Origin of the sequence: Pseudomonas sp. BN417 (genome assembly GCF_029871205.1) — a bacterium.
Taxonomy (GTDB): domain Bacteria; phylum Pseudomonadota; class Gammaproteobacteria; order Pseudomonadales; family Pseudomonadaceae; genus Metapseudomonas.
Genome location: NZ_SSOJ01000087.1, coordinates 29322 through 52037 on the forward strand (window position 1 = coordinate 29322; position 22716 = coordinate 52037).

Sequence of the window (22716 nt, forward strand, 5' to 3'; positions counted from 1 at the left end):
AACTTACTACACAACCCCTGCCCCTGGCAGGCGCCGTCTGTAACCCTTTATGAGACCCTGGGGCCTCCCTGCAGCATCCAGCCCTGCAGATGGGACCCTTGAATCAGGTCCCCGTTGCAGTCTATTCCCCGCGGAAGCCGCGCGCGAGCAGGTATTGCTCCCGGGAACGGTCACGCGACGAAAGCGGTTTGCGCATCTGCACCTTGTCGAACATCGCGCGCACCTGCTTGTGGAAGACGTCGAAGCCTTCGCCCTGGAAGATCTTGATCAGGAAATCACCGCCCGGACGCAGCGCGCGCCCGGCCAGGTCCAGCGCCAATTCGCAGAGGAACATGGCGCGCGGCTGATCGGAGGCCCTTACCCCACTCATATTGGGGGCCATATCGGAAATCACAAGGTCCACCGGGTGGTCACCGATCGCCTCGAGAATCCGGGCGAATACCGCATCCTCGGTGAAATCGCCCTGGATGAAGGTCACATCGGGAATGCTGTCCATTTCCAGGATGTCGGAGGCGATCAGCCGGCCGCGCTCGCCAATCACCCGGCTGGTGACCTGGGACCAGCCGCCCGGTGCGGCGCCAAGGTCGACTACCGTCATGCCGGGCCGCAGGATGCGGTCCTTCTCCTGGATTTCGAGCAGCTTGTAGCTGGCGCGAGAACGGTAACCGTCCTTCTGCGCCATTTTGACGTACGGGTCGTCGATGTGTCTTTGCAGCCAACGCTGGCTACTCTTGGAACGGGCCACGGGATACCTCGTGTTCGGCTGTGCGCCCCGGAATCACTCGGGTAAACTAGCAGCCTTTTTTCGCAGGGGTCTGATTATGGCGCTCTCACCGGAGCACAAGAAGCAATACAAATCTATCGGTCATCACTTGAAACCGGTATTGACGGTGGCCGAAAACGGCCTCACCGAAGGTGTGCTGGCCGAACTGGAGCGCGCGCTGAACGATCACGAACTGATCAAGGTCCAGTTCCGCATCACCGAGCGCGACGACCGCCGCGCCCTGATCGATGAACTCTGCGCGACTGGCAACTGCGAGCTGGTACAGGTCATCGGCAAGATGGCGCTGGTCTATCGCCGCAACCCCAAGCCGAACCGCAACCTTTCCAACATCAGCCGTTTCAGCGGCCTCTAAGCCTCCAGCCAAAGGCGCGCGTTCAGCGCGCCCGGCCCTCCACCCGCTTCGCCGGCAAGGGCTGCACCACCAGCAACAGGCCGCAGAAGGCCAGTAGCAAGTAGCTGAAGTTCAGCCAGTACAAGGCTTCCGGCAACCAGAAGCGCACCAGCAGGAACACCATCACGAGGGCCAGCACCGAGGCCAGCAGCTGCGCGCGCGTATCGCGCCAGAGGCGCTCGAGCCCTGCGTGCTGGATCAGCAGCAGGGCCTGGAGCAACGCACAGAAGCCGGCGAAGGCTACCAGCAGCGGCCGCAGGGTGGCGGCCACCTCCTCCACCAGCATTGGCGCCAGGCCTATGCGTTCCAGCACCGGTAACATCACGAAGTGCAGCAGCCAGAGGCCGCCGACCCAGAATGTCTGGGCCAGTTGCCAGGCGATGGTACCGGCCCTGAAGGAGGATGACTTAGACGTGGCGGACTTCGACAATCTCGTACTCGACGACGCCGCTCGGGGTCCTGACCGTCACCACGTCCCCTTCTTCCTTGCCCACCAGGGCGCGGGCGATGGGGGAGCTGACCGACAGCTTGCCCTGCTTGATGTCCGCTTCGTCGTCACCGACGATCTGGTAGGTCACCGTCTCATCGGTATCGACGTTGGCGATATCCACGGTCACACCGAAGATCACCTTGCCGGTGCGCGGCAGCGCCGCGACGTCGATGACCTGGGCGTTCTGCAGGCGCCCTTCGATATCCCGGATTCGCGCCTCGACCATGCCCTGCTGTTCACGGGCGGCGTGGTACTCAGCGTTTTCCTTGAGGTCGCCCAGCTCCCGCGCTTCGGCGATGGCCTGGGTGATCTGCGGACGCATCACGGTTTTCAGGTGCTTGAGTTCGTCTTCCAGGGCGCGAGCGCCCTGGACGGTCATTGGAAATTTGGTCATGCCTTGATTCCTGCATGGAGATCCTGCAAGCGACGCACGGTCTTCTCGGGACCGAACTTGAGCGCCTCACAGATCGCCTGACCAGCCGCGATGGTGGTGGTGCAGTAGATCTTGTGCTGCAGGGCGTTACGACGAATCGAGTAGGAGTCAGCAATGGACTGACGCCCCTCGGTGGTGTTGATGATGAGGGTAACCTCATCGTTCTTGATCATGTCAACGACATGGGGACGGCCTTCGGTCACCTTGTTCACGCGGCGAACCGGCAAGCCGGCAGCCTCGATCACCCTGGCGGTACCGGAAGTGGCGACCACTTCGAAGCCCAGCTCGATCAGGTCGCGGGCGACCTGGGTGACCATGGGTTTGTCGTCCTCGCGCACGCTGATGAACACGGTGCCCGAGTTTGGCAGGATCTCGCTGGCGCCCAGCTGGGCCTTGGAGAAGGCTTCGCCGAAGGTGTCGCCCACGCCCATCACTTCGCCGGTGGACTTCATTTCCGGGCCAAGGATCGGGTCGACGCCCGGGAACTTGGCGAAGGGGAACACCGCTTCCTTGACGCTGAAGAACGGCGGGATGATTTCCTTGGTGAAGCCGATTTCCTTGAGGGTCTTGCCAGCCATCACGCGGGCGGCAACCTTGGCCAGGGACTCCCCGATGCACTTGGAGACGAAGGGCACGGTACGGGAGGCCCGCGGGTTGACCTCGATGACGTAGATGTCTTCGCCCTGCACCGCCATCTGCACGTTCATCAAGCCGACCACGCCAAGCTCCAGGGCCATTTTCTTGACCTGCTCGCGGATCTCGTCCTGGATGTGCTGCGGCAGCGAGTACGGCGGCAACGAGCAGGCGGAGTCACCGGAGTGCACGCCGGCCTGTTCGATGTGCTGCATGATCGCGCCGATCACCACGGTCTCGCCGTCGCACACCGCGTCGATGTCGACTTCGATAGCGCAGTTGAGGAAGCGGTCCAGCAGCACCGGGCTGTCGTTGGAGACCTTCACGGCCTCGCGCATGTAGCGCTTGAGCTCTTCTTCCTGGTAGACGATCTCCATCGCGCGGCCGCCCAGTACGTAGGACGGGCGCACTACCATCGGGTAGCCAATGTTCTTCGACAGGGCCAGGGCTTCGTCTTCGCTGCGCGCGGTGGCGTTGGCCGGCTGGCGCAGGTTCAGGCGTTGAACCATCTGCTGGAAACGCTCGCGGTCTTCGGCGCGGTCGATAGCATCGGGGCTGGTGCCGATGATGGGCACACCGGCCTCTTCCAGGGCGCGACAGAGCTTCAGCGGGGTCTGGCCGCCGTACTGGACGATCACGCCCTTGGGCTGCTCGACGCGGACGATTTCCAGCACGTCTTCCAGGGTCACCGGCTCGAAGTAGAGGCGGTCGGAGGTGTCGTAGTCGGTGGAGACGGTTTCCGGGTTGCAGTTGACCATGATGGTCTCGTAACCGTCTTCACGCATCGCGAGCGCTGCGTGTACGCAGCAGTAGTCGAACTCGATGCCCTGGCCGATACGGTTCGGGCCGCCGCCGAGGATCATGATCTTTTCGCGGGCCGACGGATTGGCTTCGCACTCTTCCTCGTAGGTCGAGTACATGTAGGCCGTGTCGGTGGCGAATTCGGCGGCGCAGGTGTCCACGCGCTTGAACACCGGCAGCACCTTCAGCTTGTGGCGATGGCTGCGCAGGTTCTTCTCGGTGACGCCGAGCAGCTTGGCCAGGCGCGCGTCGGAGAAGCCCTTGCGCTTGAGCTTGCGCATCAGGTCGGCGTCGATGCCGGACAGGCCGAGGGTCTTGATGCGCTCCTCGTCCTTGACCAGGTCTTCAATCTGCACCAGGAACCACTCGTCGATGCGGGTCAGGTCGAAGACTTCTTCGATGGTCTTGCCGGCGCGGAAGGCGTCAGCCACGTACCAGATACGCTCGGCGCCCGGCACGGTCAGCTCGCGCTTGAGGATGCCTTCGGCTTCGGGGTCATTCAGGTCCAGCTTGGGATCGAAGCCGGCAACGCCCACTTCCAGCCCCCGCAGAGCTTTCTGCACGGATTCCTGAAAGGTACGGCCGATGGCCATGACTTCGCCCACGGATTTCATCTGGGTGGTCAGGCGGGCGTCGGCTTTCGGGAATTTCTCGAAGGCGAAGCGCGGAACCTTGGTCACCACGTAGTCGATGGCCGGCTCGAAGGACGCCGGGGTGCGACCGCCGGTGATGTCGTTCTGCAGCTCGTCGAGGGTGTAGCCGACAGCCAGCTTGGCGGCGATCTTGGCGATCGGGAAGCCGGTGGCCTTGGAGGCCAGGGCCGAGGAGCGCGATACGCGCGGGTTCATCTCGATCACGACCATGCGGCCGGTGTCCGGGCAGATGCCGAACTGCACGTTGGAACCGCCGGTCTCGACGCCGATCTCACGCAGCACCGCCAGGGAGGCGTTGCGCAGGATCTGGTATTCCTTGTCGGTCAGGGTCTGGGCCGGGGCGACGGTGATGGAGTCGCCGGTGTGCACGCCCATGGGGTCGAAGTTCTCGATGGCGCAGACGATGATGCAGTTGTCCTTCTTGTCGCGGACCACCTCCATCTCGTATTCCTTCCAGCCGATCAGGGACTCGTCGATCAACAGCTCGTTGGTCGGCGACAGGTCCAGGCCGCGGGCGCAGATCTCTTCGAACTCTTCACGGTTGTAGGCGATGCCGCCGCCGGTGCCACCCATGGTGAAGGACGGGCGGATGATGCAGGGGAAGCCGACCTTCTCCAGCACACCGTAGGCTTCTTCCATGCTGTGGGCGATACCCGAGCGCGGGCAGGCCAGGCCGATGTCCTTCATCGCCCTGTCGAAGCGCGAGCGGTCTTCGGCCTTGTCGATGGTGTCGGCGTTGGCGCCGATCATTTCCACGCCGAACTTGGCCAGTACGCCGTGGCGCTCCAGGTCCAGGGCGCAGTTCAGCGCGGTCTGGCCGCCCATGGTGGGCAGCAGGGCGTCAGGGCGCTCCTTCTCGATGATCTTGGCGACGGTCGCCCACTTGATCGGCTCGATGTAGGTGGCGTCGGCCATGGCCGGGTCGGTCATGATGGTGGCCGGGTTGGAGTTCACCAGGATGACGCGGAAGCCTTCCTCCTTGAGCGCTTTACACGCCTGGGCACCGGAGTAGTCGAACTCGCAGGCCTGGCCGATCACGATGGGACCGGCACCGAGGATCAGGATGCTTTTGATGTCTGTACGTTTAGGCATTTTTACTCACTCGAATCCGTAGGTCAGTCGTCAGGCGTGCTTAGCGGCGCTTGGCCATGGCTTCGATGAAGCGGTCGAACAGCGGGGCGACGTCGAGCGGACCGGGACTGGCCTCGGGGTGGCCCTGGAAGCTGAAGGCCTCCTTGTCGGTACGCTCGATGCCCTGCAGGGTGCCGTCGAACAGCGACTTGTGGGTGGCGCGCAGGTTGGCCGGCAGGGTCGATTCGTCCACGGCGAAACCGTGGTTCTGGCTGGTGATCATCACCACGCTGGAATCCAGGTCCTGCACCGGGTGGTTGGCGCCATGGTGGCCATGTCCCATCTTCACGGTCTTGGCGCCGGAGGCCAGGGCCAGCAGCTGGTGACCCAGACAGATGCCGAAGACCGGGATCTCGGTGTCGAGGAACTCGCGGATGGCCTGGATGGCGTAGTCGCAAGGCTCGGGGTCGCCGGGGCCGTTGGAGAGGAAGATGCCATCCGGGTTCAGCGCCAGCACTTCGCTGGCCGGAGTCTGGGCCGGCACCACGGTCAGGCGGCAGCCGCGAGCCACGAGCATGCGCAGGATGTTCAGCTTGACGCCGAAGTCATAGGCCACCACGTGGTACGGCAGCTCGCTGGCAGCGATTTCCGGGTGACTGTCATTCTCCAGGTTCCACACGCTGGAACGCCATTCGTAGCGCTCGGCGCAAGAGACGACCTTGGCCAGGTCCATGCCCTTCAGGCCTGGGAAGCTGCGCGCCAGTTCCAGCGCTTTCTCCTCGGTGGCGTCGTCGCCGACGAGGATGCAACCGTTCTGGGAGCCCTTTTCACGCAGGATGCGGGTCAGGCGGCGGGTGTCGATGCCGGCGATGGCGACGGTACCGTGTTCTTTCAGGTAATCCGGCAGCGACTGCTTGTTACGCCAGTTGCTGGCCAGCAGCGGCAGGTCGCGGATGATCAGGCCGGCAGCCCACACGCGGTTGGCTTCGGCGTCTTCCGGCGTGGTGCCGGTGTTGCCGATGTGCGGGTAAGTCAAGGTTACGATTTGCTGGGCATAGGAAGGATCGGTAAGGATTTCCTGATAGCCGGTCATGGCAGTGTTGAACACTACCTCGCCGATGGTATGGCCATCGGCCCCAATGGCTTCGCCGCGAAAAATGCTGCCGTCGGCAAGCGCGAGTATGGCTGGCTTAGTCAAGAAGACCTCCCGTAGATCAAGGCTGAAGCAAACGCAGGTTGTAAAAAAGCGGGATGACGTTGATACCGTCACCCCGCTTTTTTATCTGAGCCATTTCTGCGTAACTTTTAGTGGACACACTAAAGCTGCAGTTTACAGGAATGCGTCATTTCGGTCCACCCGAAAGACATCCCGATTAGCGAGTCAGCGAAGACCGAGCACATCCTGCATGTCGTACAGGCCGGCTTCCTGGCCTTCCAGCCAAAGAGCCGCACGTACGGCGCCACGGGCGAAGGTCATGCGGCTGGAAGCCTTGTGGGTGATTTCCACGCGTTCGCCATCTGCAGCAAACAAGACGGTGTGATCGCCCACCACGTCACCTGCACGCACGGTGGCGAAGCCGATGGTCTCGCGGGCGCGCGCACCGGTCTGGCCTTCGCGGCCATACACGGCGACTTTGGACAGGTCGCGACCCAGTGCGCCGGCCACCACCTCGCCCATGCGCAGCGCGGTACCGGACGGGGCATCCACCTTGTGACGGTGGTGCGCCTCGATGATCTCGATGTCCACCTCGTCGCCCAGCACGCGGGCGGCGGTATCCAGCAGCTTGAGACAGAGGTTCACACCTACGCTGAAGTTGGCGGCAAAGACGATCGGGATGTCCTTGGCCGCGTTTGCCAGCAGGGCTTTTTCCTCGGCGGAGAAGCCGGTGGTGCCGATCACCATGGCCTTGCCGGCCTGGCGACAGATTTCCAGATTCTTCAGGGTCACCGAAGGATGGGTAAAGTCGATCAGCACGTCGAACTCATCCACCACCTTGGCCAGGTCGCCCGACAGCGGCACGCCAATACGGCCCAGGGCAGCCAGTTCGCCGGCATCGGCGCCAACCAGGGTGCTGTCCGGACGGTCGATGGCGGCGGTCAGCCCGGCGCCCTGCGCCTGCTGCATCGCCTCGATCAGGTTCTTGCCCATGCGCCCGGCGGCGCCTGTCACAGCTATACGTCGCATAAAAGTTAGCTCCAAGCCTCAAGCTTAAAGCCGCAAGCTACAGGCGGCGCCGACTTGCAGCTTGCCACCTGCAGCTTGCAGCTGCGGTCAAAGATCGCCAAAGAAACGCTTCATGCCTTCGAACCAGCTGCTGGCCTTGGGCGAATGGGAGCCGTCGCTCTGCAGCGTCTTGCGGAACTCGTCGAGCAGTTCGCGCTGGCGCTTGTCCAGGTTGACCGGCGTTTCCACCACCACCCGGCACATCAGGTCGCCGGCACCGCCGCCACGCACCGGGGCCACGCCCTTGCCGCGCAAGCGGAACAGCTTGCCGGTCTGGGTCGCTTCCGGGATCTTCAGCTTGACCCGGCCGTCCAGAGTCGGCACTTCCAGTTCGCCGCCCAGGGCCGCGTCAGCGAAGCTGATCGGCACTTCGCAGTAGAGGTGCTTGCCGTCGCGCTGGAAGATCGGGTGCTCGCGCACGTTGACCACCACATAGAGGTCGCCCGGCGGGCCACCCAGGGCACCGGCCTCGCCTTCGCCGGAGAGGCGGATGCGGTCACCGGTATCGACGCCTGCCGGCACCTTCACCGACAGGGTCTTGTGCTCTTCCACGCGACCCTGGCCATGGCAGCTGCCGCAGGGGTCGCTGATCATCTTGCCGCTGCCGTGGCAGCGCGGGCAGGTCTGCTGCACCGAGAAGAAGCCCTGCTGCATCCGCACCTGGCCGATACCGCCACAGGTGGTGCAGGTGACTGGGCTGGTGCCCTTCTTGGCGCCCGAGCCATCGCAGGTCTTGCAGTTGACCAGGGTCGGCACGCGGATGGTGACCGTGGTGCCGCGCACGGCTTCTTCGAGGTCCAGCTCCAGGGTGTAGCGCAGGTCGCTGCCGCGCTGCGGGCCACCGCGCTGGCCGCCACGCTGGCCACCGAAGAAGTCGCTGAATACATCGCCGAAGATGTCGGAGAAGCTGGCACCGCCAAAACCGGCACCGGCGCCACCGCCCATCTGCGGATCGACACCGGCGTGGCCGTACTGGTCGTAGGCCGCGCGCTTGCTGGCGTCGGACAACACTTCGTAGGCCTCATTGGCCTCTTTGAATTTGTCTTCCGAAGCCTTGTCGCCCGGGTTGCGGTCCGGGTGATGCTTCATCGCCAGGCGCCGATAGGCCTTCTTCAGGTCGGCCTCACTGGCGCCGCGCTCGACACCGAGGATTTCGTAAAAGTCACGTTTAGACATAGTTTCCTGCACTCTCGAATTCACCAGCCCCAGACGCGCCAACGCGGGAGCAAGCTCCCGCGCGGCGGTTCAGGCGTGCGGGGCGTTCGACCCCGCACGCTGGAGCGGAAGCAAGCGTGACACTTACTTGTTTTCCTTGACCTCTTCGAACTCGGCGTCGACGGCATCGTCGGAAGCCTTGTCCGCGGTGGCGCCCTGCGGCTGCTCACCGGCCGGGGCCTGGTCGGCGTACATCTTCTGAGCCAGCGGGGTGGAGGCCTGGGACAGGGCGTTCATCTTGGCCTCGATCTCGGCCTTGTCGTCGCCCTTGACCGCAACCTCCAGCTCGCCGAGTGCCTTCTCGATGGCCGCTTTCTCTTCGGCAGTGGCCTTGTCGCCAGCCTCGGTGATCATCTTGCGGGTGGCGTGGACCAGCGCATCGCCCTGGTTGCGGGCAGCGGCCAGCTCCTCGAACTTGCGGTCTTCCTCGGCGTTGGCCTCGGCGTCACGCACCATCTGCTGGATTTCTTCCTCGGACAGGCCGGAGTTGGCCTTGATCACGATGGACTGCTGCTTGCCGGTGGCCTTGTCCTTCGCGCCGACATGCAGGATGCCGTTGGCGTCGATGTCGAAGGTCACTTCGATCTGCGGCACGCCACGCGGAGCCGGCGGAATCTCGGCCAGGTCGAACTTGCCGAGAGACTTGTTCTGTGCGGCCTGCTTGCGCTCGCCCTGCAGCACGTGAATGGTCACGGCGGACTGGTTGTCATCGGCGGTGGAGAACACCTGCGACTTCTTGGTCGGAATAGTGGTGTTCTTCTCGATCAGCGCAGTCATCACGCCACCCAGGGTTTCGATACCCAGGGTCAGCGGGGAAACGTCGAGCAGCAGCACGTCCTTGACGTCACCGGCCAGCACGGCGCCCTGGATGGCAGCACCGATGGCAACGGCTTCGTCCGGGTTGACGTCCTTGCGCGGCTCTTTGCCGAAGAAATCGGCCACTTGCTTCTGCACCAGCGGCATGCGGGTCTGGCCACCGACCAGGATGACTTCCTGGATATCGCCCACGTCCAGGCCGGCGTCCTTCAGGGCGATACGGCAGGGCTCGATGGTACGGGCAACCAGGTCCTCGACCAGGGCTTCCAGCTTGGCACGGGAAATCTTCACGTTCAGGTGCTTCGGACCGGTCTGGTCTGCAGTGATGTACGGCAGGTTGACGTCGGTCTGCTGGCTGGAGGACAGCTCGATCTTGGCCTTCTCGGCGGCTTCCTTCAGGCGCTGCATGGCCAGGGGGTCACCCTTGAGGTCCATGCCGGACTCTTTCTTGAACTCGTCGACGAGGTAGTCGATCAGGCGCAGGTCGAAGTCCTCACCACCGAGGAAGGTGTCACCGTTGGTGGCCAGAACCTCGAACTGGTGCTCACCGTCGACTTCGGCAATCTCGATCACCGACACGTCGAAGGTACCGCCGCCCAGGTCATAGACAATCACGGTGTGGTCGCCCTTGGACTTGTCCATGCCATAGGCCAGCGCAGCCGCGGTCGGCTCGTTGATGATGCGCTTGACGTCCAGACCGGCGATGCGGCCGGCGTCCTTGGTGGCCTGGCGCTGGCTGTCGTTGAAATAGGCCGGCACGGTGATCACCGCTTCGGTGACCGGCTCGCCGAGGTAGTCTTCGGCGGTCTTCTTCATCTTCTTCAGCACTTCCGCGGAGATCTGCGGCGGCGCCATCTTCTGGCCCTTCACTTCCACCCAGGCGTCACCGTTGTCGGCCTTGGCGATCTTGTAGGGAACCATCTTGATGTCTTTCTGCACCACTTCTTCTTCGAAGCGGCGGCCGATCAGGCGCTTCACGGCGTACAGGGTGTTCTGCGGGTTGGTCACCGCCTGACGCTTGGCGGACTGGCCCACCAGGGTCTCGCCGTCGTTGGTGTAGGCGATGATGGACGGCGTGGTGCGAGCGCCTTCGGCGTTCTCGATCACCTTGACGTTGCCGTTTTCCAGGATGGCCACGCAAGAGTTGGTGGTCCCCAGGTCGATACCGATGATTTTGCCCATATTCTCTCTCCCGAAACTTTGGATTCTCCGCGACCCCGTCTCACGGGCCGCGGCAGCACATAAACGCTTGAACTAACAAATGGGGGCCCGAAGGCGAAATTCAAGCCTGCTCGTCGATCGACGGCGGCGCTTCGCTCGGCGCCTTGCTGACCACCACCATGGCGGGGCGCAGCAGGCGGCCATTGAGCAGGTAGCCCTTCTGGAACACCTTGAGCACGCTGCCCGGCTCCACGTGGGTGCTTTCCTGCATGGCCATGGCCTGATGGTGCTCCGGATTGAACGGCGCACCGTGCGGATCCACGGCCTCCAGCTGGTGGCGCTTGAGGGTGTCGTGGAACAGCTTGAGGGTCAGTTCCATACCCTCGCGCACCGGCTTGATCGCCTCGTCGTCGGCGCTGCTCAGCTCCAGGCCACGCTCCAGGCTGTCGACGATCGGCAGCAGGTCGTTGGCGAATTTCTCCAGGGCGAACTTGTGCGCCTTCTCCACGTCCTGCTCGGCGCGGCGACGCACGTTCTGCAGCTCGGCGGCAACCCGCAGCGACTGATCCTGGGCCGCGGCCAGTTGCTCTTCCAGCACCTGCACACGGGTGGCGAGGTCGTCGCCCGACGCGGCTTCGGCAGCGGGATTCGCTTCGGGGGTCTGGATATCCAGGGTCTGTTCGTCGGCCATGCCTTCCTCCTCATACAAGACAGCTGCGGGCAAAGACCCGCGATATGTCCGCCTATATGGGGTCGCAATTTGTCGCTTCAAGGGGGGAGGCAATTGTCAGCCAGAAAACAACTACTGTATAAATAGCCAGCCATCGCAGCGCGGGAGTCGCACCATGCTGGTACACCTGTCGATCCACAACTACGCCATTGTCGAACACCTGGACCTGGAACTCGAAGGCGGCATGTCCGTGATCACCGGCGAAACCGGCGCCGGCAAGTCGATCATGCTCGACGCCCTCGGCCTGACCCTCGGCGACCGAGCCGACAGCGGTGTGGTCCGCCCCGGCGCCGACAAGGCGGACATACTCGCCAGCTTCGACCTCGCCGACATCCCCGAGGCCCGCGCCTGGCTGGTCGAACGCGACCTGGATAACGACGGCCCCTGCATCCTGCGCCGGGTCATCACCGCTGAAGGCCGCTCCCGCGCCTACATCAACGGCAGCCCCTGCCCCCAGGGCGACCTCAAGACCCTGGGCGAGCTGCTGATCGACATCCACAGCCAGCACGAGCACCAGTCGCTGCTCAAGGCAGAAACCCACCGCCGCCTGCTGGACGAATACGCCGGCGCCAGCGAACTCGCCCGCCAGGTGCAGCTCGCCGCGCAGCGCTGGCGACAGACCCGCCAGGAGCTGGAACGCATCTCCCGCACCGGTGACGAGCAGCGCGCCCGGCACCAGCTGCTGAGCTACCAGCTGGATGAACTGGAGAACCTCGCCCTCGGCGAGAACGAACTGGAACAGCTGGAACTTGAGCACAAGAACCTGGCCAACGCCGAAAGCCTGCTGGCAACTTGTCGCCTGGTACTGGACATGTGCAGCGAGAGCGATGGCGGCAACGTGCTCAGCGCCCTGACCGCCAGCCTCAACCGGCTCACCGCCTTCCATGCCCAGCCCGGCGCCCTGACCGAGGCGGTCAACCTGCTGTCCAGCGCGCAGATCCAGGTCGAGGAAGCCATGGGCGAGCTGAACCGCTTCCTCGACCATTTCGATGCCGACCCGGCACGCCAGCAGCAATTGGAAGAGCGCCTCGACTCCATCTATACCCTGGCGCGCAAGCACAGGGTCCAGCCGGGCGAGTTGGCCGAACTGCAACAGAGCCTGCTCGACGAGCTGGAAGCCCTCAATGCCGACGACGAAGCCGCCGAACGCCTGGCCGAGGAGCTCGCCGCCTATGCGCGCCATTATCAAGAGAAGGCTGCCGAGCTGAGCAGGCTGCGCAGCGAAGCAGCCGGCCATCTGGCCAGCGCCGTGGAGGGCGAGATGCAGCGCCTGGGCATGCCAGGCGGGCGCTTCAGCATCCAGCTGCACCCGAGCCAGGCGGAAGAGCCCCAGCACTACGGCCTGGAACAGCTGGAATTCCTGGTCAGCGCCAACCCGGGCCAACCTCTCAAGACGCTGGCCAAGGTCGCTTCGGGCGGCGAGCTGTCGCGCATCAGCCTGGCCATCCAGGTGATCACCGCACAAACCTCGCGGGTGCCCACCTTGGTGTTCGACGAAGTGGACGTGGGCATCGGCGGCCCCACCGCCGAAGTAGTAGGCCAGCTGCTGCGTCGCCTCGGCGAGCGCGGCCAGGTCCTCACCGTCACCCACTTGCCGCAGGTAGCTGCCCAGGGCCACCACCACCTTTTCGTGCACAAGGAGCGCGGCACCCAGGAGACCCGCACGGCAGTGGCCAAGCTGCTGGAGACCCCGCGCATCGAGGAGATCGCGCGAATGCTGGGTGGCGTCGACCTCACCGAGGAGTCCCTGGCGCATGCGCGGAAGATGGTGACCAGCGCACAAGGCTGATCCGAGCCAGAAACGAAAAAGGCGACCTCGAGGGTCGCCTTTTTCATGCAAGCGGAAATTACTTCTTCTTGCGTACGTACAGCACCAGATTGTGGTCGACCAGCTCGAAGCCACGCTCCTTGACGATCTCCTTCTGGCGCTTTTCGATTTCCGGATCGAAGAACTCGATCACCTCACCGGAATCCACGCACACCATGTGATCGTGGTGGCCGCTGTCAGCCAACTCGAACACGGCATGGCCGCCGTCGAAGTTGTGGCGCACCACCAGGCCGGCCGCCTCGAACTGGGTCAGGACCCGGTAGACTGTGGCCAGGCCGACATCCTCGCCGGCTTCCATCAGCGCCTTGTAAACGTCCTCCGCGCTCATGTGGCGTTGCTCGGTGGAGTCGAGCATCTGCAGGATCTTGACCCGAGGCAAGGTCACCTTCAGGCCGGCTTTACGCAGTTCGTTGTTTTCAACCATGGTCAGCTTTCTCGAGGAATGCGGCTTTCGCAGCTTCCCTTAATGCAGGTATGATCGGGCTTTTAATGCCCAGCCAAGATAGTGGAAGTCTCCCACCGATGCAAAACACCAAGCTCCTGCTGACCAGCCTCACATTCGCAGGCTTGCTCGCACTCGCCGGTTGCTCGTTTCCCGGGGTCTACAAGATCGACATCCAGCAGGGCAACGTCGTCACGCAGGACATGATAGACCAGTTGAAGCCTGGAATGACCCGACGTCAAGTGCGGTTTATCATGGGCAATCCGCTGGTCACCGACACCTTCCACGCCAATCGCTGGGATTACCTCTACAGCATCCAGCCGGGCGGCGGTCAACGCCTGCAGGAACGTGTCAGCCTGATGTTCGACAGCAATGACCAACTGATCGGCCTGGCCGGCGACTTCATGCCCGGCGTGAGCCGTGACGAGGCCATCCTGGGCAGCGAAGGCAGCACCACCGAGGTCAAGCCCGAGCAACCGAAAGAACAGCCCAAAGCCGAAGAACCGCCGGCACCGGGTTCGCTTCTGGAGAAAATCCAGAAGGAAGTGGACGAAGTGGAGACCGCGCCGGTACCGACTCCGGAACCGCTGGAAACCTCGCCGCAGTAAACACGCGGCAACAAAAAAGCCCGGGCTGGTCCCGGGCTTTTTCATGGGCGACGTTCAGGCATCCCGTTCGCCAGCTCGCGCCTGTGCCGCCCTCGCCGCGCGCAGTTTGCGCACTTCCTTGGGGTCGGCAATCAGCGGCCGGTAGATCTCCACGCGATCGCCCTCCTCCAGCAGTCGTTCCTCAGGCTTGGCCAGCGCCTTGCCGAAGATGCCGAGCGGACAGTTGGCCAGGTCCAGCTCCGGGAACTGCGCCCCCAGGCCGGAGCGCAATACCGCTTCACGGGCGTCTATCCCCCTGGGCAGGGTCAGGCGCAGGAGCTGTTGGCTGTCGGCTTGGGCGTAGACCACCTCGACCTGAATCACGTCCTCAGCCATAGAGCTGCTTCGCCCGCTTGCAGAAGGCGTCCACCAGGGTATTGGCCGCCTGGTTGAACAGCGGCCCCAGGGTCGCCTTGATGATCGGGCCCGCGTAGTCGAAGCGCAGGTCCAGGCTGATCTTGCAGGCCTTGTCGCCCAGCGACTTGAAGTGCCAGATGCCATGCAACTGGGTGAACGGCCCCTCTTCCAGGTTCATCTCGATGGTCTTGCCATGGTCCAGCTTGTTGCGGGTGACAAAGCGCTGGCTGATGCTGCCCTTGGCCAATTCGAGACTGGCGAGCATGTGGCTCTCGCTCTCTTCCATCACCGTGGCCGCCGAGCACCAGGGCAGGAATTCCGGATAGCGCGCCACATCGTTGACCAAGTCGTAGAGCGCCTGCGCAGGGAATGGCAGCAGGGCGGAGCGCTGGATATGCGTGGTCATCTTGGCCTCGAACGGGGATCCGATCCGCGCCGCTCGGGCATGCTCGGGGTCGGACTGGTCAAAAAAGTGCCGCATTGTCGGGGATTCGTCGACGTCGCTCAAGCCTACGCCCCCGTAGCCGTGCCGTCTGCGACTCCCTATAATGCGCCGCCTATGGCTAAGCAAAAGAAACACCCCCAAGGCACCATCGCCCTCAACAAGAAGGCGTTGCACGACTATTCCATCGAACAGAAGTTCGAAGCCGGGCTGGCCCTCGCCGGCTGGGAAGTGAAGAGTCTGCGCGCCGGCAAGGCACAACTGGTCGACAGTTACGTGCTGCTCAAGGACGGCGAAGCCTGGCTGCTGGGCAGCCACATCACCCCCCTGAAGACCGCCAGCACCCACGTGATTGCCGATCCGGTGCGCACCCGCAAGCTGCTGCTGCACAAGCGCGAGCTGGGCAAGCTGTTCGGTGCGGTCCAGCAGAAGGGCTACGCCTGCGTGGCGCTGTCGGTCTACTGGAAGAAGCACCTGATCAAATGCGAGATCGCCCTGGCCAAGGGCAAGAAGGAATTCGACAAGCGCGCCACGGAGAAGGAGCGCGATTCCGACCGCGAGATCGCGCGCGCCATGCGCACCAAGGGCAAGGAATAGGCCCATCCAGAAAAACGCCGGGCACTGCCCGGCGTTTTCGTCAGAGCCCCTGCCGCCGTTGCGAGCGCGCCAGCCGCCGGGCCTCCAACTGCGACTCTTCCAGCACTTCCTGGACGTACTGGATATGCCGGTGGGAAATCTCCCTCGCCTCCTCCGCCCGCCGCTCGATGATCGCCTCGTACAGCGCCCGATGCTGCTGGTTCAGCATGTCGCGGGTTTCACTGCGCTGCAGGTACATGCCACCGATATTGGTCACCACGTTGTGCTTGAGCAGGTCGAAGAGGCCGCGAATGGTGTGCAGCAGCACGGCGTTGTGGCTGGCTTCGGCGATCGCCAGGTGGAAGCGCGCATCCGCCGCACCCTCCTCCGCCCGGCTCGCCTTGCTGCCCGGCGCGTAGCAGGCCCGCAGGGCTTCGAAGGCCTCGCCCAGGCGCTCGTGATCCACCTCAGTCGCCCGCTGCGCCGCGTAGTAGGCGCAGGAGCCTTCCAGGGTATGGCGGAACTCCAGCAGGTCGCGCTGGGCTTCGGGATTGCTTTCCAGCAGCTGCAGGAGCGGGTCGCTGAAGGTGGCGCCCAGCTCGGCGGCCACGTAGTTGCCGCCACCCTGGCGACTGACCAGCAGCCCCTTGGCCACCAGCTTCTGGATCGCCTCGCGCAAGGATGGCCGCGACACGCCGAACTGCTCGGCTAGCGCACGCTCGGCCGGCAGCCGTTCACCCGCCTTCAAGGTGCCCTCGAGAATCATTGACTCCAGCTGGCTGACGATGTCGTCCGACAGACGGCGCTGACGTACCTGACCGAATCCCATAGCTCTACCCACCCTCTCACGCCACCCCGGGCGGCCTTCTGACACGGCGCCTGCGGCGCGCGACGCGGCAGCCTAACCAGCGCGCCAGCCGCACACAAGAAGCACGCCTTCCATCTGCCGCTCGACCAAAGTCGCAACGCGACAAATTGACACAAGGATACTCCGGCTTTTACCCTGAGCCGTCGCTTTTGTAAATTGGTCTTACCAATCTGATCGACAAGCAGCGCCGACTCGGTCTTCGCCTGCCGCCACGCCACGAGCGCTGCGGTTTTCGCCCGATCCGGCTAACAGGCACTCCAAAAACAATTAGGGAGCCACCCCACGATGCAAACCTGGCAGCAGCTCTATACCCCTCTCGGCAGCCTCGGGCTGTCGGCGCTCGTCGCACTGATCCCCATCGTCTTCTTCTTCCTGGCGCTGGCGGTGTTCCGCATGAAAGGCCACATCGCCGGCACCATCACCCTGGCGCTGTCGATCGCAGTCGCCATCTTCGCCTTCCAGATGCCCGCCGACATGGCCTTCGCCGCCGCCGGCTACGGCTTCGCCTACGGTCTCTGGCCGATTGCCTGGATCATCGTCGCGGCAGTGTTCCTCTACAAACTCACGGTGAAGAGCGGTCAGTTCGAGGTGATCCGCAGCTCGGTGCTGTCCATCACCGACGACCAGCGCCTGCAGGTGCTGCTGATCGGCTTCTCCTTCGGCGCCTTCCTCGAAGGCGCGGCTGGTTTCGGTGCACCGGTGGCCATCACCGCCGCCCTGCTCGTCGGCCTCGGCTTCAACCCGCTCTATGCCGCGGGCCTGTGCCTGATCGCCAACACCGCGCCGGTGGCCTTCGGCGCCCTGGGCATCCCGATCATCGTCGCCGGCCAGGTGACCGGTATCGACGCCTTCAAGATCGGCGCCATGACCGGCCGCCAGCTGCCGTTCCTGTCGATCATCGTGCCCTTCTGGCTGGTGGCCATGATGGATGGCTGGCGCGGCATCAAGGAAACCTGGCCGGCAGCCCTGGTGGCCGGCGCCAGCTTCGCCGTGACCCAGTACTTCACCTCCAACTTCATCGGCCCGGAACTGCCCGACATCACCTCCGCCCTGGTGAGCCTGGTATCCCTGACCCTGTTCCTCAAGGTCTGGCATCCCAAGCGCGCCGAAGACGCCCAAGTGGTCGGCGTATCCGGAGGCACAGCGGTGATGGGTGGCTTCGGCGGCCCGCGCAGCACCACCCCCTCGCCCTACAGCTTCGGCGAGATCCTCAAGGCCTGGTCGCCCTTCCTGATCCTCACCGTGCTGGTGACCATCTGGACCCTGAAGCCCTTCAAGGCGATGTTCGCCCCCGGCGGCGCGCTGGAGCAGTTCGTCTTCCTGTTCGCCATCCCGCACCTGGACCAGCTGGTGATGAAAGGCGCACCGATAGTCGCGACCGCCACTGCCATCCCGGCCGTGTACAAGTTCGACCCGGTATCGGCCACCGGAACGGCGATCTTCTTCTCCGCGCTGATCTCCATGGTCGTCCTTTCGATCCATCTAAAAACTGGTCTTACCACTTTGAAAGAGACCTTCGTCGAGCTGAAGTGGCCGATCCTGTCCATCGGCATGGTGCTGGCCTTCGCCTTCGTCACCAACTTCTCCGGCATGTCCACCACCCTCGCCCTGGTCCTGGCTGGTACTGGCGCGGCCTTCCCCTTCTTCTCGCCGTTCCTCGGCTGGCTGGGCGTGTTCCTGACCGGCTCGGATACCTCCTCCAACGCGCTGTTCGGCTCGCTGCAGGCCACCACCGCGCACCAAATCGGCGTCAACGACACCCTGCTGGTCGCCGCCAACACCAGCGGTGGCGTGACCGGCAAGATGATCTCGCCGCAGTCCATCGCAGTCGCCTGCGCCGCCACCGGCATGGTCGGCAAGGAATCCGACCTGTTCCGCTTCACCCTGAAGCACAGCCTGCTCTTCGCCGCCATGGTCGGCCTGATCACCCTGGCGCAGGCCTATGTGTTTACCGGCATGCTGGTTCACTGATGGCCCTTCCGGGCTGCGGACAGACGCAGCCCGGTTCCTTTTCACTGCCCTGAAGCCCTGAATCGGATCGAATTCATGATCATCTCCGCCTCCACCGACTACCGCGCCGCCGCCCAGCGCAAGCTGCCGCCCTTCCTGTTCCACTACATCGACGGCGGCGCCTATGCCGAATACACCCTGCGCCGTAACGTCGAAGACCTGGCCGGTATCGCCTTGCGCCAGCGGGTGCTCAGGAACATGTCCGAGCTGAGCCTGGAAACCAGGCTGTTCGACGAGACCCTGTCCATGCCCGTGGCGCTGGCCCCAGTCGGCCTGACCGGCATGTACGCCCGCCGCGGTGAGGTGCAGGCGGCCAAGGCGGCGGCGGACAAGGGCATTCCCTTTACCCTGTCCACCGTCTCGGTCTGTCCGATCGAGGAAGTGGCGCCGGCGATCGATCGGCCCATGTGGTTCCAGCTCTATGTGCTGAAGGACCGCGGCTTCATGAAGAACGCCCTGGAACGGGCCAAGGCCGCGGGCGTGACCACCCTGGTCTTCACCGTCGACATGCCGGTACCCGGCGCCCGCTACCGTGACGCCCACTCCGGCATGAGCGGCCCCAACGCGCCGCTGCGCCGCATGCTGCAGGCGATGACCCATCCCTCCTGGGCCTGGGACGTGGGCCTGCTGGGCAAACCCCACGACCTCGGCAACATCTCCACCTACCGCGGCAACCCCACGGGCTTGGCCGACTACATCGGCTGGCTGGGCGCCAACTTCGACCCGTCGATTTCCTGGAAGGACCTGGAGTGGATCCGTGACTTCTGGGAAGGTCCCATGGTGATCAAGGGCATCCTCGACCCTGAAGATGCCAGGGACGCGGTGAAATTCGGCGCCGACGGCATAGTCGTCTCCAACCACGGCGGCCGCCAGCTCGACGGCGTGCTCTCCAGCGCCCGCGCCCTGCCGGCCATCGCCGATGCGGTGAAGGGTGACCTTGCGATCCTCGCCGACTCCGGCATCCGCACCGGCCTGGACGTGGTGCGCATGCTCGCACTCGGCGCCGACACCGTGATGCTCGGCCGCGCCTTCGTCTATGCCCTGGCCGCCGCCGGTGGCGCCGGTGTGAGCAACCTGCTGGACTTGATCGAGAAGGAAATGCGCGTGGCCATGGTGCTCACCGGCGCCAAGTCGATCAGCGAGATCAGCGCCGACTCGCTGGTACGCGAACTCGGTCGCTGAGACGAACCACCCCGGCGGGCCATCCGCGGCCCGCGATAACAGACGGGACACCGTATGAGCCTGCCGATCCCCTTCCTCAATACCGTCGAGCGCCTGATCCCTCTGGAGCGGCGCTTCGACGACCCACTGTCGACCCTGGCCTTCGGCACCGACGCCAGCTTCTACCGGCTGATTCCCAAGCTGGTGATCCGCGTCGAGAGCGAGGCCGAAGTCATCGCCTTGCTGAAGGCCGCCCATGCCGAACTGGTGCCCGTGACCTTCCGCGCCGCGGGTACCAGCCTCTCCGGCCAGGCCATCAGCGACTCGGTGCTGCTGGTGCTGGGTGACAACTGGAACGGCCGCGACATCCGCCAGGGCGGCGCGCAGATCCGCCTGCAGCCCGGTGTGATCGGCGCCCAGGCTAACGCCTGGCTGGCCCCCTTCGGCCGCAAGATCGGTCCCGACCCGGCCTCGATCAACGCCTGCAAGATCGGCGGCATAGTCGCCAACAACGCCAGCGGCATGTGCTGCGGTACCGCCCAGAACAGCTACCACACCCTAGCCGGCCTGCGCCTGGTGCTGGCCGACGGCACCCTGCTGGACACCGAGGACTCCGCCAGCGTCGCCGCCTTCCGCCACAGCCACGGCGCCCTGTTGGCGGAACTGGCCGAACTGGGCCGGCAGACGCGCGCCAATACCGAACTGGCTGCGAGAATCCGCCACAAGTACCGCCTGAAGAACACCACCGGCCTGTCCCTCAACGCCCTGGTGGACTACGACGAGCCGCTGGATATCCTCAGCCACCTGCTGGTGGGCTCGGAAGGCACCCTGGGTTTCATCGGCGCGGTGACCTACGACACGGTTCCCGACCACCCGCACAAGGCCAGCGCGCTGATCGTCTTCCCCGACGTGGAAAGCTGCTGCAAGGCCGTCACCCTGCTGAAGAGCCAGCCGGTCTCGGCGGTGGAACTGCTGGACCGCCGCAGCCTGCGCTCGGTGCAGGACAAGCCCGGCATGCCCGAATGGGTGAAAGGCCTGTCGGCCAACGCCTGCGCGCTGCTGATCGAATCCCGCGCCGCCAGCCAGGGCCTGCTGCACGAGCAGCTGGCGCAGATCATGGCGTCAATCGCCCACTTCCCGCTGGAGCAGAAGGTCGACTTCAGCGAAGACCCGGCGATCTACAACCTCCTGTGGAAGATCCGCAAGGACACCTTCCCCGCCGTCGGCGCCGTACGCCAGACCGGCACCACGGTGATCATCGAGGACGTCACCTTCCCCGTCGAACAGCTGGCCGAGGGCGTCAACCACCTGCTGGCGCTGTTCGACAAGCATCACTACGACGAGGCGATCATTTTCGGCCATGCCCTGGAGGGCAATCTGCACTTCGTCTTCACCCAGGGCTTCGACAGCCCCGAGCAGGTGGCCCGCTACGACGCCTTCATGCAGGACGTCACGCAACTGGTGGCGGTGGAGTTCGGCGGCTCACTCAAGGCCGAGCACGGCACCGGGCGCAACATGGCACCCTTCGTCGAGCTTGAATGGGGCAGCGATGCCTACCGCCTGATGTGGCAGATCAAGCGCCTGCTGGACCCGCGCGGCATCCTCAACCCCGACGTGATCCTCAGCGAGGACCGCGACATCCACCTCAAGCACCTCAAGCCGCTACCGGCCGCCGACGAGATAGTCGACAAGTGCATCGAGTGCGGCTTCTGCGAACCGGTCTGCCCGTCCAAGGAACTGACCCTCAGCCCGCGCCAGCGCATCGTGATCTGGCGCGATATCCAGGCCAAGCAACGGGCCGGAATCGACACCACCGCCCTGGAGCAGGCCTTCCAGTACCAGGGCATCGACACCTGCGCCGCTACCGGCCTGTGCGCCCAGCGCTGCCCGGTGGGGATCAACACCGGCGACCTGGTGCGCAAGCTGCGCGGCAAGGACGCCCATCACAACGGCAGTGCCGACTGGCTGGCCGGACACTTCGCCACCGCACTGAAAGGCGCGCGCCTGACCCTGCGGGTTGCCGATGGCGCCCGCCGGGTGCTGGGCGCGCCGCTACTGGAGAAGACCTCCCGCACCCTGCGCCAGCTCTCCGGCAACCGTCTGCCGCAATGGACGCCCGCCCTGCCCCAGGCCGTGCAGCCGATCCACTTCATCCCGCCGACTACGGATGCGCGCCCGCGGGTGGTCTACCTCGCCGCCTGCGTGTCCCGCGCCATGGGCCCGGCCGCGGGTGACCGCGAACAGGTGCCGCTGATCGACAAGACCCGCATGCTGCTGGAAAAGGCCGGTTACCAGGTGGTGTTCCCGGAGAAGCTGGACAGTCTCTGCTGCGGCCAGCCATTCGCATCCAAGGGCTATCCCGAGCAGGCCGAAAGCAAGCGGCGGGAATTGGTGGGTGCCCTGCTTGCCGCCAGCCGCGGCGGCCTCGACCCCATCTACTGCGACACCAGCCCCTGCACCTTGCGCCTGGTGCAGGACGGCCTGGATGAGCGCCTGCAACTGTTCGACCCGGTGCGTTTCATCCGCAGCCACCTGCTGGAGCGCCTGGAGTTCACGCCCCAGGACAAGCCCGTGGCCATCCATGTCACCTGCAGCACCCAGCACCTGGGCGAAGCCCAGGGGCTGATCGACATAGTCCGGCGCTGCACCAGCGAGGTGGTGATCCCGGAAGGCATCCACTGCTGCGGCTTCGCCGGCGACAAGGGTTTCACCACTCCGGAACTGAACGCCCACTCGCTGCGCTCACTGAAGGACGCGGTGCAACATTGCACGGAAGGCGTCTCCACCAGCCGAACCTGCGAGATCGGCCTTTCCCAGCACGGCGGCATCGACTACCACGGGCTGGTCTACCTGGTGGACCGCGTCACCCGGCCCAGGGCTGGGATCTAGCCCACCGGCTGGGCCACCACTAGGCAAAAAAATCTGAACCCCTCTCTCGACAGGGCAGTCCACCCCCATAAGCCCGGCCAAAGGCCCTGGCTTA

Annotated in this window: 20 protein-coding genes; 7 read left to right on the top strand and 13 right to left on the bottom strand. The window is 64.5% G+C overall.

Annotated features, from left to right (window positions below; all coding sequences use genetic code 11):
- Positions 1-121: 121 nt before the first annotated feature.
- Positions 122-745, bottom strand: a complete 624-nt coding sequence (gene rlmE / locus E8F11_RS10335) for a 23S rRNA (uridine(2552)-2'-O)-methyltransferase RlmE (protein ID WP_280288747.1) — start codon at positions 743-745, stop codon at positions 122-124.
- A gap of 76 nt (positions 746-821) precedes the next feature.
- On the opposite strand from rlmE, the gene E8F11_RS10340 reads away from it, so the two are divergent.
- On the top strand, positions 822-1136 hold the full coding sequence (locus E8F11_RS10340) for a YhbY family RNA-binding protein (RefSeq protein WP_280288748.1): 315 nt from the start codon (positions 822-824) through the stop codon (positions 1134-1136).
- Between the two features lie 22 nt (positions 1137-1158).
- Here the strand turns inward: E8F11_RS10340 and E8F11_RS10345 are convergent, their stop codons facing one another.
- The 8 genes from E8F11_RS10345 to grpE form a co-directional block, all read right to left on the bottom strand.
- Positions 1159-1605: a DUF4149 domain-containing protein gene (locus E8F11_RS10345; RefSeq protein ID WP_280288749.1), complete on the bottom strand. Its 447-nt coding sequence runs from the start codon at positions 1603-1605 to the stop codon at positions 1159-1161.
- The gene (gene greA, locus E8F11_RS10350; RefSeq protein WP_280288750.1) at positions 1583-2059 is read right to left on the bottom strand and encodes a transcription elongation factor GreA; all 477 of its coding nucleotides are present in this window, start codon (positions 2057-2059) and stop codon (positions 1583-1585) included. The genes E8F11_RS10345 and greA overlap by 23 nt, the downstream gene beginning before the upstream one ends.
- Positions 2056-5277: a carbamoyl-phosphate synthase large subunit gene (gene carB / locus E8F11_RS10355; RefSeq protein WP_280288751.1), complete on the bottom strand. Its 3222-nt coding sequence runs from the start codon at positions 5275-5277 to the stop codon at positions 2056-2058. Before carB ends, greA begins: the two co-directional genes overlap by 4 nt.
- 40 nt (positions 5278-5317) lie before the next feature.
- Positions 5318-6454, bottom strand: coding sequence for a glutamine-hydrolyzing carbamoyl-phosphate synthase small subunit (carA, locus tag E8F11_RS10360; RefSeq protein WP_280288752.1), 1137 nt, complete (start codon positions 6452-6454; stop codon positions 5318-5320).
- Positions 6455-6637: 183 nt separating this feature from the next.
- A complete protein-coding gene (gene dapB, locus E8F11_RS10365) occupies positions 6638-7441 on the bottom strand; it encodes a 4-hydroxy-tetrahydrodipicolinate reductase (protein ID WP_280288753.1) in 804 nt (267 codons plus the stop codon).
- A gap of 87 nt (positions 7442-7528) precedes the next feature.
- Positions 7529-8656 carry a molecular chaperone DnaJ gene (dnaJ, locus tag E8F11_RS10370; protein WP_280288754.1) on the bottom strand — a complete coding sequence of 376 codons (1128 nt, stop codon included), beginning with the start codon at positions 8654-8656 and terminating at the stop codon, positions 7529-7531.
- A gap of 123 nt (positions 8657-8779) precedes the next feature.
- Entirely contained in the window at positions 8780-10693 is a 1914-nt protein-coding gene (dnaK, locus tag E8F11_RS10375) for a molecular chaperone DnaK (RefSeq protein WP_280288755.1), read from the bottom strand.
- A 100-nt stretch (positions 10694-10793) separates the two neighbouring features.
- A complete protein-coding gene (gene grpE, locus E8F11_RS10380; protein WP_280288756.1) occupies positions 10794-11363 on the bottom strand; it encodes a nucleotide exchange factor GrpE in 570 nt (189 codons plus the stop codon).
- A 154-nt stretch (positions 11364-11517) separates the two neighbouring features.
- Here grpE and recN point away from each other — a divergent pair, with 154 nt between their 5' ends.
- Positions 11518-13191 carry a DNA repair protein RecN gene (gene recN, locus E8F11_RS10385; protein ID WP_280288757.1) on the top strand — a complete coding sequence of 558 codons (1674 nt, stop codon included), beginning with the start codon at positions 11518-11520 and terminating at the stop codon, positions 13189-13191.
- A 58-nt stretch (positions 13192-13249) separates the two neighbouring features.
- Here recN and fur read toward each other — a convergent pair whose 3' ends face one another.
- A complete protein-coding gene (gene fur, locus E8F11_RS10390; protein ID WP_028629993.1) occupies positions 13250-13654 on the bottom strand; it encodes a ferric iron uptake transcriptional regulator in 405 nt (134 codons plus the stop codon).
- A 98-nt stretch (positions 13655-13752) separates the two neighbouring features.
- On the opposite strand from fur, the gene E8F11_RS10395 reads away from it, so the two are divergent.
- Positions 13753-14280, top strand: a complete 528-nt coding sequence (locus tag E8F11_RS10395; RefSeq protein ID WP_280288758.1) for an outer membrane protein assembly factor BamE — start codon at positions 13753-13755, stop codon at positions 14278-14280.
- Positions 14281-14334: 54 nt separating this feature from the next.
- On the opposite strand, the gene E8F11_RS10400 is transcribed toward E8F11_RS10395, so the two are convergent.
- Both E8F11_RS10400 and E8F11_RS10405 read right to left on the bottom strand, forming a co-directional pair.
- Entirely contained in the window at positions 14335-14655 is a 321-nt protein-coding gene (locus E8F11_RS10400) for an RnfH family protein (RefSeq protein WP_280288759.1), read from the bottom strand.
- Positions 14648-15082, bottom strand: coding sequence for a type II toxin-antitoxin system RatA family toxin (locus E8F11_RS10405; protein WP_280288760.1), 435 nt, complete (start codon positions 15080-15082; stop codon positions 14648-14650). Before E8F11_RS10405 ends, E8F11_RS10400 begins: the two co-directional genes overlap by 8 nt.
- 153 nt (positions 15083-15235) lie before the next feature.
- On the opposite strand from E8F11_RS10405, the gene smpB reads away from it, so the two are divergent.
- Positions 15236-15715 carry an SsrA-binding protein SmpB gene (gene smpB / locus E8F11_RS10410; RefSeq protein WP_280288761.1) on the top strand — a complete coding sequence of 160 codons (480 nt, stop codon included), beginning with the start codon at positions 15236-15238 and terminating at the stop codon, positions 15713-15715.
- A gap of 40 nt (positions 15716-15755) precedes the next feature.
- Here smpB and E8F11_RS10415 read toward each other — a convergent pair whose 3' ends face one another.
- Positions 15756-16523, bottom strand: coding sequence for an FCD domain-containing protein (locus tag E8F11_RS10415; protein WP_280288762.1), 768 nt, complete (start codon positions 16521-16523; stop codon positions 15756-15758).
- Positions 16524-16847: 324 nt separating this feature from the next.
- Between E8F11_RS10415 and E8F11_RS10420 the strand changes: the two genes are divergently transcribed.
- The 3 genes from E8F11_RS10420 to E8F11_RS10430 all read left to right on the top strand — a co-directional run bounded on the left by E8F11_RS10420 (position 16848) and on the right by E8F11_RS10430 (position 22622).
- Positions 16848-18533 carry a lactate permease LctP family transporter gene (locus E8F11_RS10420; protein ID WP_280288763.1) on the top strand — a complete coding sequence of 562 codons (1686 nt, stop codon included), beginning with the start codon at positions 16848-16850 and terminating at the stop codon, positions 18531-18533.
- Between the two features lie 75 nt (positions 18534-18608).
- Entirely contained in the window at positions 18609-19754 is a 1146-nt protein-coding gene (gene lldD / locus E8F11_RS10425) for an FMN-dependent L-lactate dehydrogenase LldD (RefSeq protein ID WP_280288764.1), read from the top strand.
- A 54-nt stretch (positions 19755-19808) separates the two neighbouring features.
- Entirely contained in the window at positions 19809-22622 is a 2814-nt protein-coding gene (locus tag E8F11_RS10430) for an FAD-binding and (Fe-S)-binding domain-containing protein (RefSeq protein ID WP_280288765.1), read from the top strand.
- Positions 22623-22716 lie beyond the last annotated feature (94 nt).

Excerpts from the sequence above, each read along its gene's own strand:
- E8F11_RS10340 (WP_280288748.1), top strand. The coding sequence starts at position 822 with ATGGCGCTCTCACCGGAGCACAAGAAGCAATACAAATCTATCGGTCAT.
- greA (WP_280288750.1), bottom strand. The coding sequence starts at position 2,059 with ATGACCAAATTTCCAATGACCGTCCAGGGCGCTCGCGCCCTGGAAGAC.
- carB (WP_280288751.1), bottom strand. The coding sequence starts at position 5,277 with ATGCCTAAACGTACAGACATCAAAAGCATCCTGATCCTCGGTGCCGGT.
- dapB (WP_280288753.1), bottom strand. The coding sequence starts at position 7,441 with ATGCGACGTATAGCTGTGACAGGCGCCGCCGGGCGCATGGGCAAGAAC.
- dnaJ (WP_280288754.1), bottom strand. The coding sequence starts at position 8,656 with ATGTCTAAACGTGACTTTTACGAAATCCTCGGTGTCGAGCGCGGCGCC.
- dnaK (WP_280288755.1), bottom strand. The coding sequence starts at position 10,693 with ATGGGCAAAATCATCGGTATCGACCTGGGGACCACCAACTCTTGCGTG.
- grpE (WP_280288756.1), bottom strand. The coding sequence starts at position 11,363 with ATGGCCGACGAACAGACCCTGGATATCCAGACCCCCGAAGCGAATCCC.
- recN (WP_280288757.1), top strand. The coding sequence starts at position 11,518 with ATGCTGGTACACCTGTCGATCCACAACTACGCCATTGTCGAACACCTG.
- fur (WP_028629993.1), bottom strand. The coding sequence starts at position 13,654 with ATGGTTGAAAACAACGAACTGCGTAAAGCCGGCCTGAAGGTGACCTTG.
- E8F11_RS10395 (WP_280288758.1), top strand. The coding sequence starts at position 13,753 with ATGCAAAACACCAAGCTCCTGCTGACCAGCCTCACATTCGCAGGCTTG.
- E8F11_RS10400 (WP_280288759.1), bottom strand. The coding sequence starts at position 14,655 with ATGGCTGAGGACGTGATTCAGGTCGAGGTGGTCTACGCCCAAGCCGAC.
- E8F11_RS10405 (WP_280288760.1), bottom strand. The coding sequence starts at position 15,082 with ATGACCACGCATATCCAGCGCTCCGCCCTGCTGCCATTCCCTGCGCAG.
- smpB (WP_280288761.1), top strand. The coding sequence starts at position 15,236 with ATGGCTAAGCAAAAGAAACACCCCCAAGGCACCATCGCCCTCAACAAG.
- E8F11_RS10415 (WP_280288762.1), bottom strand. The coding sequence starts at position 16,523 with ATGGGATTCGGTCAGGTACGTCAGCGCCGTCTGTCGGACGACATCGTC.
- E8F11_RS10420 (WP_280288763.1), top strand. The coding sequence starts at position 16,848 with ATGCAAACCTGGCAGCAGCTCTATACCCCTCTCGGCAGCCTCGGGCTG.
- lldD (WP_280288764.1), top strand. The coding sequence starts at position 18,609 with ATGATCATCTCCGCCTCCACCGACTACCGCGCCGCCGCCCAGCGCAAG.
- E8F11_RS10430 (WP_280288765.1), top strand. The coding sequence starts at position 19,809 with ATGAGCCTGCCGATCCCCTTCCTCAATACCGTCGAGCGCCTGATCCCT.